Source organism: Halostagnicola kamekurae (assembly GCF_900116205.1).
Taxonomy (GTDB): Archaea; Halobacteriota; Halobacteria; order Halobacteriales; family Natrialbaceae; genus Halostagnicola; species Halostagnicola kamekurae.
The window spans coordinates 283,480-295,620 of sequence record NZ_FOZS01000001.1; the positions used below are offsets into that span (position 1 = coordinate 283,480).

At 64.9% G+C, this 12,141-nt stretch carries 11 protein-coding genes; 7 read left to right on the top strand and 4 right to left on the bottom strand.

What is annotated here, in order from left to right; all coding sequences use genetic code 11:
- Positions 1–54: 54 nt before the first annotated feature.
- Complete coding sequence (serA, locus tag BM348_RS01410) at positions 55–1,641, bottom strand: phosphoglycerate dehydrogenase (RefSeq protein WP_092900948.1); 1,587 nt, start codon at positions 1,639–1,641, stop codon at positions 55–57.
- 162 nt (positions 1,642–1,803) lie between these two features.
- Between serA and BM348_RS01415 the strand changes: the two genes are divergently transcribed.
- The 5 genes from BM348_RS01415 to BM348_RS01435 all read left to right on the top strand — a co-directional run bounded on the left by BM348_RS01415 (position 1,804) and on the right by BM348_RS01435 (position 7,618).
- On the top strand, positions 1,804–2,067 hold the full coding sequence (locus BM348_RS01415) for a hypothetical protein (protein ID WP_092900951.1): 264 nt from the start codon (positions 1,804–1,806) through the stop codon (positions 2,065–2,067).
- A gap of 120 nt (positions 2,068–2,187) precedes the next feature.
- A complete protein-coding gene (locus BM348_RS01420; protein WP_092900954.1) occupies positions 2,188–2,607 on the top strand; it encodes a PPC domain-containing DNA-binding protein in 420 nt (139 codons plus the stop codon).
- Between the two features lies 1 nt (position 2,608).
- Positions 2,609–6,223: a DNA polymerase II large subunit gene (locus tag BM348_RS01425; protein ID WP_092900957.1), complete on the top strand. Its 3,615-nt coding sequence runs from the start codon at positions 2,609–2,611 to the stop codon at positions 6,221–6,223.
- A gap of 78 nt (positions 6,224–6,301) precedes the next feature.
- Entirely contained in the window at positions 6,302–6,595 is a 294-nt protein-coding gene (locus BM348_RS01430; protein WP_092900960.1) for a DUF7130 family rubredoxin-like protein, read from the top strand.
- Positions 6,596–6,697: 102 nt separating this feature from the next.
- The gene (locus tag BM348_RS01435) at positions 6,698–7,618 is read left to right on the top strand and encodes a ketopantoate reductase family protein (protein WP_092900963.1); all 921 of its coding nucleotides are present in this window, start codon (positions 6,698–6,700) and stop codon (positions 7,616–7,618) included.
- A gap of 233 nt (positions 7,619–7,851) precedes the next feature.
- On the opposite strand, the gene BM348_RS01440 is transcribed toward BM348_RS01435, so the two are convergent.
- Together BM348_RS01440 and BM348_RS01445 are read right to left on the bottom strand one after the other, a co-directional pair.
- Complete coding sequence (locus BM348_RS01440) at positions 7,852–8,211, bottom strand: NifU family protein (protein ID WP_092900966.1); 360 nt, start codon at positions 8,209–8,211, stop codon at positions 7,852–7,854.
- 101 nt (positions 8,212–8,312) lie between these two features.
- Positions 8,313–8,627, bottom strand: a complete 315-nt coding sequence (locus BM348_RS01445; RefSeq protein WP_092900969.1) for a DUF5783 family protein — start codon at positions 8,625–8,627, stop codon at positions 8,313–8,315.
- A gap of 188 nt (positions 8,628–8,815) precedes the next feature.
- On the opposite strand from BM348_RS01445, the gene BM348_RS01450 reads away from it, so the two are divergent.
- Positions 8,816–9,205: a hypothetical protein gene (locus BM348_RS01450; protein WP_092900972.1), complete on the top strand. Its 390-nt coding sequence runs from the start codon at positions 8,816–8,818 to the stop codon at positions 9,203–9,205.
- A 157-nt stretch (positions 9,206–9,362) separates the two neighbouring features.
- On the opposite strand, the gene BM348_RS01455 is transcribed toward BM348_RS01450, so the two are convergent.
- Entirely contained in the window at positions 9,363–11,060 is a 1,698-nt protein-coding gene (locus tag BM348_RS01455) for a thiamine pyrophosphate-binding protein (protein WP_092900975.1), read from the bottom strand.
- Between the two features lie 327 nt (positions 11,061–11,387).
- Between BM348_RS01455 and BM348_RS01460 the strand changes: the two genes are divergently transcribed.
- Positions 11,388–12,140: a PHP-associated domain-containing protein gene (locus tag BM348_RS01460; RefSeq protein WP_092900978.1), complete on the top strand. Its 753-nt coding sequence runs from the start codon at positions 11,388–11,390 to the stop codon at positions 12,138–12,140.
- The last annotated feature ends 1 nt before the right edge of the window (position 12,141 follow it).

A 12,141-nucleotide genomic window follows, 5' to 3' on the forward strand; every position in this document is an offset into this window, starting at 1 on the left:
GGATCGGAACGAAGAACGTGCCGGTCGCGGAAGCTCCGAACGGCGAGCGGGCGCTCAGCTCTGGCCGTTCAGGGTGATGTCCGAGACGCCGATGATCCGGTCGTCGGCCTCGAGCTCCGCTCGAGCGGCCTCCGGAATGTCGCTGTCGACGTTGTAGACGGTGAGCGCCTCGCCGCCGATGGTCTCGCGGGCGTTGAACATCCCGGCGATGTTGACGCCGTGTTTGCCCATGATCGAACCGATGAGGCCGATGACGCCCGGTTCGTCGGTGTTTCGCGTGATGACCATCCGACCGTGGGGGATCGCGTCCACGCGGTAGCCGTCGATGCGGACGATCCGGGGGTCGTTGCCGGCGAAGAGCGTTCCGTCGACCGATAGCTCCGAGTCGCCGTTGCCGACGGTCACGGAGATCAGGCTCTGGAAGTCGGCGGCCTGTCGGGTCTTCGATTCGGTGACGTCGACGCCGCGATCTTCGGCGATCTGGGGCGCGTTGACGGTGTTGACCTGCCACTCGAGCGGTTCGAAGACGCCCTTGAGTGCGCTCGCGGTGACGAACTCGATGTCTTCGTCCGCGATGTCGCCCTCGTAGGTCACCTCGACGCTTTCGGTGCGACCGTCGAGCAACTGGGCGGCGACCTTACCAGCGGTTTCGGCGAGGTCGATGTACGGCTCGACGCGCGGGAACGCGCTCTCGTCGATCGAGGGGGCGTTCAGCGCGTTCGCGACCGGCTCGCCCTCGATGGCGGCGACGACCTGCTCTGCGGTCTGGGTGGCGACGTTCTCTTGGGCGGCCTCCGTCGACGCGCCGAGGTGGGGCGTCACGATCACGTCGTCGACGAAAAGCAGCGGCGAGTCCTCGGAGAGCGGTTCCTCGGCGAAGACGTCAAGTGCGGCCCCCTCGAGGGTGCCGTCTTCGACTTTCGCCGCGAGCGCGTCCTCGTCGACGACGCCGCCGCGGGCGCAGTTGATCAGGTAGCCCCCCTCGAGCAGGTCGAGTTCCTCGTCGCTGATGAGCCCCTCTGTTTCGGGGGTCAGCGGCGTGTGCACGGTCACGAAGTCCGCCGCCTCGAGACACGCTTCGAATTCGACGAGCTCGGCGCCGATGCGTTCTGCACGATCCTCCGAGATGTACGGGTCGTAGGCGACGATGTCCATCCCCATCGAGTCGAGTTTCTTCGCGACCTCCTGGCCGACGCGGCCGAGGCCGACGACGCCGAGGGTCTTGTCGTCGAGTTCGGTCCCGAGGTAGTCGCTTTTGGCCCACTCGCCGTCCTTCAGGCGGACGTGTGCCTGCGGAATCGATCGCGCGGCCGCGAACGTCATCGCGACGGTGTGTTCGGCCGCCGCTCGGACGTTGCCCTCCGGCGCGTTCGCGACGATCACGCCTTCGTCGGTCGCGGCGTCGATGTCGATGTTGTCGACGCCGATGCCCGCCCGGCCGACGATCGCCAGGTCATCGGCGGCCTCGAGGACCGTCTCGGTGACCTCCGTCCCGGAGCGAACGATGAGTCCGTCGGCGTCCGAGACCGCCTCGAGGAGCGCCTCGCCCTCGAGTTCGTATGCCGTTTCGACGTCGTAGCCGGCGTCCGTGAGGACCTCGAGCCCCGCGTCAGCGATAGGATCCGTAACCAGAACCTTCATGCGCGAGTCAATTGCGTCGACAGGGTAAACCCTTCCGTTGTGTCCGAAGCTGGCAAAAACTACCACGGGTACGGATCGACGCGCTCGCGGAACGACTTCGCTCGGCGTTCCGGCCGGACAGCACGGTTTTGTCCTCTGGCCGCGTACTGGGCGCGATGACCCGTGACCCCTCGAAAAACCCAACTCCCAGATAGGAAACGCGCCCGGAGTCGCCAGCGCGCTCTCAGCGCCGAACTCGAGCAGATGACGGCGCGCTTGGAGGCGACCGAACGCCGCCTCGGCCGCCTTCAGAACACCCTCAGCGCCGTCGCCCGCGAGGCCGGCGTCTCGATGGACGGCCCCTGTGGCCACTGCGGTCGGAGCCACCTCATCGTCGCGGACGGCACGCTGCGCTGCCCGTCGTGTGGCTACCGCCGGTCGCTGTAGGGCCGCTCGAGACGCGAGACGAGAACCGCGTGCTGACTGCCGATCTCCGGGATCGTCCGAACACCCGCTCGTCTCTCACGATCGGTGGTATTTTTCTATCGCGGGATAGTGGTGCGTGGTATGAACTACAGCGAAGTCGAGACGGACGCGGAGTACGTCGCCCGCCTCGAGACGGGAGCGGACTGGCGGGCTGAGATCGAATCGCTGGCGGCCGAGGTCGACGCCGGCGCGGCGTGGTTTACCGCACTGGGTGCTGTCCAGGACGCCGAACTCGCCTTCTACGATCAGAACGACCTCGAGTACTATACGATCGACGCTGACGAGCCGCTCGAGGTCGCGAGTTGCGTGGGCAACGTCGCCTGGCTGGACGACGAGCGGTTCGCGCACACGCACGTCGTCCTCTCGGACGCCGACGGCGAGACGATTTCCGGCCACCTCAACGAAGCGACGGTCTGGGCCGGCGAAGTGTACATGCGCGTCTTCGAGGACGACCTGGTGCGCGAATACGACGAGACGACCGCGCTCGATCTCTGGCTCTGAGATGCGCGAGGCAGACCGGCAGTATTTCTCGCGACTGGAATCGCAACTCGACGAGGCGTTCGACGTCGCCGAGACCGCCAAGCAACGCGGCGCGGACCCCGAACCCGAGGTCGAGATTCCGGTCGCCAAGGACATGGCCGACCGCGTCGAGAACATCCTCGGCATCGACGGCGTCGCCGAACGCGTCCGCGAACTCGAGGGCCAGATGAGCCGCGAGGAGGCGGCCCTGGCGCTCGCGGAGGACTTCGCGGAGGGCGACGTCGGCGACTACGAGACGCGAGCCGGCAAGATCGAGGGCGCGGTTCGCACGGCCGTCGCGCTGTTGACCGAAGGCGTCGTCGCCGCCCCTATCGAGGGCATCGACAAGGTCGAACTCCTCGAGAACGACGACGGCACGGAGTTCGTCAACGTCTACTACGCCGGACCGATCCGCTCGGCGGGCGGCACCGCGCAGGCGCTTTCGGTGCTCGTCGGCGACTACACGCGCGCGCTCGTCGGCATCGACCAGTACAACGCCCGCTCCGAGGAGGTCGAACGGTACGCCGAGGAGATCTCGCTGTACGACAAGGAGACCGGGCTGCAGTACTCGCCGAAGGATCCCGAGACGAAGTTCATCGCCAAACACCTCCCGATCATGCTAGACGGCGAGGCGACCGGCGACGAGGAGGTCTCCGGCTTTCGCGACCTAGAGCGGGTCGACACCAACTCCGCGCGCGGCGGGATGTGTCTCGTGCTCGCGGAGGGGATCGCGCTGAAAGCGCCGAAGATCCAGCGGTACACTTCCCAGCTCGAGGAGATCGACTGGCCCTGGCTACAGGACCTCATCGACGGCAACTACTACGAGGACGACGGCGACGACGAGGACACCACGGACGAGTCGGAAGCAAACGCAGACGACGAAACGGACACCGACGGCGAGGCCGATGCCGAAGCCGCCGGCGACGAAGACGGCCCACTGCCCGAGTCGGCCGGCCCGGTTCGGCCCGATCCCTCGAAGAAGTTCCTCCGGGACCTGATCGCCGGTCGGCCGGTCTTCTCTCATCCGAGCGCGAAAGGCGGTTTTCGACTGCGCTACGGCCGATCGCGCAACCACGGCTTCGCGACCGGCGGCGTCCACCCGGCGACGATGCATCTGGTCGACGACTTCCTCGCGACCGGCACGCAGATCAAGACCGAGCGACCGGGGAAAGCCCACGGCGTCGTCCCCGTCGACTCCATCGAGGGGCCGACCGTCAAACTCGCGAACGGCGACGTTCGACGCATCGACGACCCCGAGGAGGCCCTCGAGATCAGAAACGGCGTCGAGGAGATCCTCGACATCGGCGAGTATCTGGTCAACTACGGCGAGTTCGTCGAGAACAACCATCCGCTTGCGCCTGCCTCGTACGTCTTCGAGTGGTGGATTCAGGACATGGACGAGGCCGGTGCGGACGCCCAGGCGCTGCTCGACGATCCGCGGATCGACGCCGAACACCCGCCCGCCGAAACCGCCCTCGAGTGGGCCGAAGAGTACGACGCGCCCCTCCACCCCGAATACACCTATCTCTGGCACGACCTGGCCGTCGACGACTTCTGTGCGCTCGCCGAGGCGGTCGCGAACGCCCGCATCGAAAACGCCGGCGAGACGCTCGTCGTAGAGCGCTCGGAGACGGTTCGAGACGCCCTCGAGACGATCATCGTCGAACACCGCCAGCGCGAGGATCGACTCGAGGTTGACGACTGGCTCCCCCTGGCGCGGACGCTCGGGGTCGTTCGCGACGAAGCCGGGGAGTTGACTCGAACGTGGACCGACGACGACCTCTCGGAGCGAGCGCGCACGTGGGGTCGTTCGGAGAAGACGGACTCCGGCGGCGAGCGGGACTCGAGCGGCGGCGAGAACGCGATCGAGGCGGTCAACGAGGTCGCACCCTTTACCGTCCGCGAGCGCGCCCCGACCCGGATCGGCAACCGCATGGGTCGACCGGAGAAGTCCGAGAGTCGCGACCTCAGTCCCGCGGTTCACACCCTCTTTCCCATCGGGGAAGCCGGCGGTGCACAGCGCGACATCGCCAAGGCCGGCAAACACGCCGACACGATGTCCGACACGCCGGGCGTCGTCGAGATCCAGATCGGCCGCCAACGCTGTGTGTCCTGCGAGACGGAGACGTTCAAGAACCGCTGTCCGGACTGTGGCGCTCGAACCGAACCCGACTACCGCTGTCCGTCCTGTGACTCGGCGATCGAACCGGACGAGGCCGGCCGCGTCGAGTGCGACCGCTGTGACACCGAGGCGACCTGCGTCGAACCCCGAGAAATCGACCTCAACGAGGAGTACCGAGACGCACTCGAGACCGTCGGCGAACGCGAGAACGCCTTCGACATCCTGAAGGGCGTCAAGGGGTTGACCTCCGCGGACAAGATCCCGGAACCGATGGAGAAGGGGATTCTACGGGCGAAACACGACGTTTCCTCGTTCAAAGACGGCACCGTCCGCTACGACATGACCGACCTCCCGGTCACGTCGGTTCGCGCGAGCGAACTCGACGTCGACGTCGGCCAACTGCAGGCGCTCGGCTACGAGGAGGACATCCACGGCGAAGCGCTCGTCCACGAGGACCAACTGGTCGAACTCAAAGTACAGGACATCGTCCTCTCGGACGGCGCGGCCGAGCACATGCTCCAGACGGCCGATTTCATCGACGACTTACTCGAGCAGTACTACGGCCTCGAGCCCTTCTACGAACTCGAGGAACGCGAGGAGCTAGTCGGCGAACTCGTCTTCGGGATGGCTCCGCACACGAGCGCTGCAACTGTCGGAAGGGTGATTGGTTTCACGAGCGCGGCAGTCGGATACGCTCATCCGTACTTCCACGCCGCAAAACGGCGGAATTGTGATGGTGACGAAGACTGCGTGATGCTCCTCATGGACGGCCTATTGAACTTTAGTATGAGTTTTCTGCCAGACCAACGCGGGGGGAAGATGGACGCGCCGCTGGTCATGTCCTCGAGAATCGATCCATCCGAAATCGACGACGAGGCACACAACATCGACGTCGTCTCGAGATACCCCCGCGAGTTCTACGAGGCGACCCTCGAGATGGCAGATCCCGGCGAAGTCGACGTACAGATCGCCGAGGAAACGCTCGGCACGGACCAGGAGTACACCGGTTTCGAGCACACCCACGACACGAGCGACATCGCGATGGGGCCCGACCTCTCGGCGTACAAGACGCTGGGGTCGATGATGGACAAGATGGACGCCCAGCTCGAGCTCTCGCGCAAGCTCGAGGCCGTCGACGAGACGGACGTCGCCGAGCGGGTCATCGAGTACCACTTCCTGCCGGACCTGATCGGTAATCTGCGGGCGTTCTCCCGGCAGGAAACGCGGTGTCTCGACTGCGGCGAGAAGTTCCGCCGAATGCCCCTGACCGAAACCTGTCGAGAGTGTGGGGGTCGGGTCAACCTCACCGTCCACCAGGGCTCGGTGAACAAGTACATGCAAACCGCGATCGAAGTCGCCGAGGAGTACGACTGCCGGCCCTACACGAAACAGCGTCTGGAGGTGCTCGAGAAGTCCCTCGAGAGTATCTTCGAGAACGACAAAAACAAGCAGTCCGGCATCGAGGACTTCATGTAATCCGTCGGTCCGCACTAAATGGACCCAACGGTCACATACTGCTGTCCCTTTATGCAGGCTCGTGTGGTCGCCTAGGCCATGGCCGACGACACGACACGCCTTGGATTCGGAACGAACGTCTACGCCGAGGATGGGACCAAGGTCGGACGGATCCGTGGATTCGATGAAAACGGGTTCTACGTCACGCTCCGAGAGGGTATCGAGGGAATGAGCGTCGAACACGTCCGCTCGGGCAAGGAGTTCGGCGAAGCGGAACTCATGTGGCGCTGTCAGGTGTGTGGCGAGATGGGCAAACTCGACCACGATATCCCCGACACCTGCCCGTCGTGTGGCACCGGCAAGGAGGACATCTACTACTGGACCGAGGACTGACCACCGCCTCACCCTGCCGTACTCGCCAGTCACCGCCATCCACTTTTGTTCTCCTCGAGCGGAGGCGAAAACGGTTTCACCGCGCTGGTTCCACCTCGAGCCATGCAGATCGTCGTCTTCGGGGCCGGAAGCCTCGGCAGTCTCCTCGGCGCGGTGCTCGCGCGCGAACACGAGGTCACGCTCGTCGCGCGCGAGGCCCACGCCGACGCTGTCCGCGCGGACGGGATTCGACTCGAGGGCGAACTCGAGGCCGTCGTCCACCCGCGCGCGACGACCGACGGCGCGGGGCTCGAGGCCGACCTGGCGGTGGTCGCGGTCAAAGCCTTCGACACCGAGTCGGCGGCGAAAACGTTGGCGACGGGTCGCTTCGATGCGGTGCTCTCCGTTCAGAACGGGATGGGAAACGAAGCGACGCTCGCCGAGTCGCTCGAGGCACCGGTTCTGTCGGGAACCGTGACTTACGGCGCGATACTTCGAGAGCCCGGCTTCGTCGAGTGTACGGGGGTCGGCGAGATTACCCTCGGCCCGCGCGACGGCGGCCGCTCTTCGCTCGCGACGGCGGTCGGCGAGGCGTTCGAACGAGCGGGCCTCGAGACGACAGTCGCCGAGGACATGCCGGTTCGACGCTGGCGAAAGCTCGCGGTCAACGCCGGCATCAACCCGATCACCGCGCTGACGGCGACCGAAAACGGCGCGGTGCTCGAGTCGCCGGCGAACGCCGTCGCCCGCGCCGCGACGCGCGAAACGGCCCGAACCGCTCGCGCGACCGGCGTGTCGCTCTCGAACCGGGACGCCCTCGAGGCGATGGAATCAGTGGCAGCGGAGACGCGGGCGAACACCTCCTCGATGGCACAGGACGTCCTCGCCGGGCGGCGAACGGAGATCGATTCGATCAGCGGCTACGTGGTCGACCGAGCGGCCGAACACGGGCTCGAGGTCCCGACGAATCGACTCCTCGCGGATCTCGTTCGAACGTGGGAGAGAGAACACGCGCGGATAGCGCTCGGCGACGGGCGGAGCTGAACGCGTGAACCCGAGAAACTGGCAGGAACGGTTACGGGACGCGAGACTGTCGCGATTGAACGGCGGCGGGACGCGAGCAATCGAGACAACGGCGGGACAGATTCGAGCGAACGCTACGACGGCGATACGGATGCGAGCGAGCGACTCGAGCGTGTGACTCGCGATACGGTCACTGTATCCGCCGAATACTGTAGAAAACGAACGATTCGAGACGAACGGGTGCTCGAGCGGCGTTAGAACGGAGCGGCGGGTCCTTCGTCGGATTCGCCGGCGTCGTCGTCGACGGTTTCGCCGGGGAACGACGGCGTCGCGCCGCCCATCTCGTCGCCGCCAGCGCCGGTGTGGGCGTTTACCTTCTCGATTTCGGGAATCTCCTTGACCATTCGGCTCTTGATCGCCTGAATCGTCATCGGGGAGATACCACAGCCGCTGCAGGCGCCCCCGAGCGCGATGGTGACTTCGCCGGTTTCGCGGTCGATGTCCCTGATTGCCGCGCTCCCGCCGTGCATCTGAATCTGGGGGAAGTTCCGGCGCAGGAAGTTCGACACGTTCTCCTTGAGGTCGTCGCCGTCGTTCTGGGTTTCCGTGCTCATGGATTCGTGTTGGGAGCGAACGTCCTTAGACCTTCCGCAGTGTCAGGTAGTCACTCGGTCTCGCCTGCGGAGTTTTATCGGCGCGATCCGGCGAACCGAGATTAGACGTCGAATATCCGCTCGAGCTGGGATTCGATCTTCTCGACGTGTTCCTCGAGAACTCGCTCGAACCGCTCTCGCTCGACGACGACGCCCGTCAGCCGATCGTAGGGGTCGTCGGGGAGTTCGACGCGAAACTCCCCGTCGCCGGCGTAGAACGGCTCGCTTTCGTTCAGCACCTGCTGGTCGATAGCGTGGACGAGCTCGGAATCGTACGTGTCGTTCATCTGGCTGAACGCGTTCTTGTAGGCCTGCTGGAGTTCGGGGAAGTAGTTCGCGTACTTGTCCTCGAACTTCTCGGGATCGAAATCGACCATACCGGGACGAAGGCACAGCGTGACTAAAAGTGAGGCGATCGGTCGACTCGAGGTCTCGGTACGCGGTCGGCTCAGAACGCTTCCGCCCAGTAAACCGTCTCGATCGCTGATACGGTATCGGGTACCTACATAGGTGGGATGAACTCGCAGGCCAAACGAGCACCCGGCGCAGTCGCGTCCGCTGTGATATGTCACTGACCCAGCGGTCGCTCCCACCGGAGGAGCTACCGCCGAACTGGGGACCGGTAGAGCAGAGCGAGGATCGGATCGCGTATCGCCATCGCGCTCCGCGGGTGACGCTGTTTGCGGCGTGCGTTCCCGCCGATCGGTCTCATCCCTCGCTCGGTCTGAGCCGTTACTGGGAGCTGCGGTACCGCTACTCGGTCGGCGAGTGCTCCACGACCGAGCTGGTCGGCCGCGTCACGACCTGTAACGCCGCGATCGAGGGACTCCGCCGGTGCATGCTACACGTCCACGAAACGGTCGAATCGCCCGATAGTCCGCTCGACGTCTGTGCCACGCTGGGATCGGTCTCACTGCCGGCACCCATTCCCGACGAACCGCTGGGGAATTCGTAGCCTTCGGCGGTCGTCTCGAAATTCTATATACCATAATGTAGTTTACTGCAAAACATTCGTTCGTTCCCGTGAGAACGAGCACCCTCGCGAGAACCTTTTTCGACCCTCGTACGGCCGTTTTTCGAGTGCCGGTGTCACTCGAGCCGAGTCGCGCTCCCTAATCGTGGACGAGCACGTCCAGTACGTCGGGTCCGTCGTGGGCCAGCGCCTCCGAAATGGCCGATTCGATCTCGTCGGGCGTTTCAACGAGTCGCGCGTGCGCACCGTGGCTCTCTGCGCTCTGAACGAGATCCACGGCGGGTTCGAAGTCCATCCCGACGTACTCGAAGTCCTCATCGGTGCCGCCGTAGAGTCTCTGCATGTTGTCCTTGAGAATCCGGTAGTTGCGGTTGTCGGCGACGACGACTGTCAGATCGAGCCCGTACCGAGCCGCCGTGTAGACGCTGTTCGGATAGTAGAGGTACGAGCCGTCTCCGACGTACCCGATCACGTCTCGTGACTCCTCGCGCATCGATTCCGCCAGGGCCGCGCCGACTGACGCAGGAAGTCCGTACCCGAGCCCACCCCCCTTGTTCGAGAGCAGCTGCTGTGGCGAGAACGGAAACCTCGTCAGCAGCGGATACTTCGACGTCACGCCTTCGTCGACGATCAACGCGTCCGGGGCGACGGCCTCGAGCGCGTCGACGAGTTCGTGTTTTCCCGCCCTGGTTTCGCCGTCTGGCTTCTCGTCGACGCCCATCGACTCTGCGGCCTCGTCCATCGATTCGCGTACCGAACGGACGTGCTCGAGGCGCGTTTCGTGTTCACCTTCGGAGAGACGACTCGAGACGCGATCCGCGAGGTCGGCCATGACGGCACCGGGATCGCCGATCACGGCCGCGTCGGCGCGCTGGTTCTTTCCGACTTCCCAGGGGGCGTCGCTCAGGTGGATGCAGGTCGTGTCCGCGTCGACCAGCGGGTCGTCGTGACGCAGTAGCGTCGTGTTCGACGATACGCCGGCGAAGACGAGCGTATCCGTCTCGAGCACTTTCGACGCGATTTCTTCGTTCGGCGGGACGAACGAAATCCACTGGTCGTGGTCGGTCGGGAAGTTGATCTCGCTGGTCTGTATCTCGCCGTGGACCCGCGCGCCCGCCGCCTCCGCGAGGTCGACGGCCGCGTCGACGGCCTGCTCGCCCGCTCGAGCGACGTGGTCGCCGACGATCAATGCGGGATCGTTCGCGTCCGCGAGCAGGGCCGCTGCGCGCTCTATCTGGTCGTGATCGCCGCCGCCTGCGGTCGGTATCGGCCCGAGCGGCTCGATCGCCTCCGGATCGATTTCGGCGCGCATCACGTCCATCGGGAGGCCGAGGAAGACGGGGCCGGTGGGCGGCGTCAGCGCGACGCGAAACGCCCGACGGAGCATCGTCGGCAGGGCGTTCACGTCGAGTACTTCCTCGGACCACTTGCAGAACTGCTGGGTCAACTCGAGCAGGTCACCGGAGAGGATCGGTTCTTCGTGTCGAAAGTCGCGTTCGTGGTTGCCGGCGGTGACCACGAGCGGGGCCCCGGCCATCTTCGCGGCGTAGACGTTCCCCAGCCCGTGTGCGAGTCCGGGTGCGATGTGGAGGTTTACGACCCCGGCGGGATTGATCGACGAATCGTCGTCCGCGTGGTAGCGTCGCGTACTCGCGTAGCCTCCCGCCATCCCCACCGCGACGTCCTCGTGCAGCCCCAGTACGTACTCGAGGTCGCTCTCGGCCAGCGCGTTCAACACGGGGAGTTCGGTCGTTCCCGGATTGCCGAACACGTGCGAGACGCCGTAGGACTCGAGGGCATCCACGAACAGATCAGCACCAGTGTACTTTGGTACCATGGCTCGTTCTATCGGGACGGGGGACAAAAAGCGACCCGTCGTTCGCGATCTGATCGCCAGTTCGGCCCTCTCACTGGTGCATATATTCCATAATGCTATACAGAATCGGGATCGGCGATCGGTCGAAGCGTCTCTCGACTCGGTGACGACGGGCCGCGCTACAGGTGAGCGAGGCCGACTGGTTCGGGTCGCCTCGAGGCGATTTACGAGCGGTCACCGCCTCGGAGTTCCGTGGTATTCGTCGGTATCGGTTCTGACACGAAAACCCGCGCAGACCGAGAGCTTATGGGTGCGACTGTCCTATCGCGTACAGCGACAGTCGGCCTCATGAACTCGTATCTCCCACTTGCGGTCGATTTTCACGTCCACTCTGAGGAGTCCTACGACGGCCACGAGCCGATCGAGCTGATCTTAGAACACGCCGCGGATATCGGCCTCGACGGCGTCGTGATCACGGACCACGACGAGATCGACGAGTCGATACGGGCGGCGACCCTCGCTCCGGAGTATGGCCTGATCGGCATTCCGGGCGTGGAAGTGTCGACCTGCCACGGTCACCTGCTCGCGATCGGCGTTCGCGAACGCCCCGATCCCGGCCTGCCGTTCATGGAGACCGTTCGTCGCGTGCGCGACCTCGGCGGTATCGCGATCGTCCCTCACCCCTTCCAGCGCTCGCGCCACGGCGTCCGCAAACGCTATCTCGAGGACGCCGACGCGATCGAAGTCTACAACTCGATGGTCTTTACCGGCTACCGAAATCGCCGCGCGCGAACGTTCGCGCGGCGGCGCGGTTACCCGAAAATCGGGGCCAGCGACGCTCACTACCTCCCGAACGTGGGGAGGGCGTACACCGAAATCCTTGTCGAACCGACCGCCGAAGCCGACACCAAAGCCGATATCAACGGCGACGAACTCGTCGAGGCGATCCTCGCAGGCAACACGCAGATCCGGGGCAAGCGCACCCCGATTCGAAAGAGCTCGGTCCAGTACGCGAAAGGCGCCGTTCGGAAGTCGACGTACATGCTCACCAAGCGAGCGCCGCTTATCCCGACGATTCCGGCGTCGATGGACCGGTCGTAAG

What these genes read in the sequence shown, in the direction of transcription:
- serA (WP_092900948.1), bottom strand. Translation starts at nt 1,641, where the DNA reads ATGAAGGTTCTGGTTACGGATCCTATCGCTGACGCGGGGCTCGAGGTC.
- BM348_RS01420 (WP_092900954.1), top strand. Translation starts at nt 2,188, where the DNA reads ATGAACTACAGCGAAGTCGAGACGGACGCGGAGTACGTCGCCCGCCTC.
- BM348_RS01425 (WP_092900957.1), top strand. Translation starts at nt 2,609, where the DNA reads ATGCGCGAGGCAGACCGGCAGTATTTCTCGCGACTGGAATCGCAACTC.
- BM348_RS01430 (WP_092900960.1), top strand. Translation starts at nt 6,302, where the DNA reads ATGGCCGACGACACGACACGCCTTGGATTCGGAACGAACGTCTACGCC.
- BM348_RS01435 (WP_092900963.1), top strand. Translation starts at nt 6,698, where the DNA reads ATGCAGATCGTCGTCTTCGGGGCCGGAAGCCTCGGCAGTCTCCTCGGC.
- BM348_RS01440 (WP_092900966.1), bottom strand. Translation starts at nt 8,211, where the DNA reads ATGAGCACGGAAACCCAGAACGACGGCGACGACCTCAAGGAGAACGTG.
- BM348_RS01445 (WP_092900969.1), bottom strand. Translation starts at nt 8,627, where the DNA reads ATGGTCGATTTCGATCCCGAGAAGTTCGAGGACAAGTACGCGAACTAC.
- BM348_RS01450 (WP_092900972.1), top strand. Translation starts at nt 8,816, where the DNA reads ATGTCACTGACCCAGCGGTCGCTCCCACCGGAGGAGCTACCGCCGAAC.
- BM348_RS01455 (WP_092900975.1), bottom strand. Translation starts at nt 11,060, where the DNA reads ATGGTACCAAAGTACACTGGTGCTGATCTGTTCGTGGATGCCCTCGAG.
- BM348_RS01460 (WP_092900978.1), top strand. Translation starts at nt 11,388, where the DNA reads ATGAACTCGTATCTCCCACTTGCGGTCGATTTTCACGTCCACTCTGAG.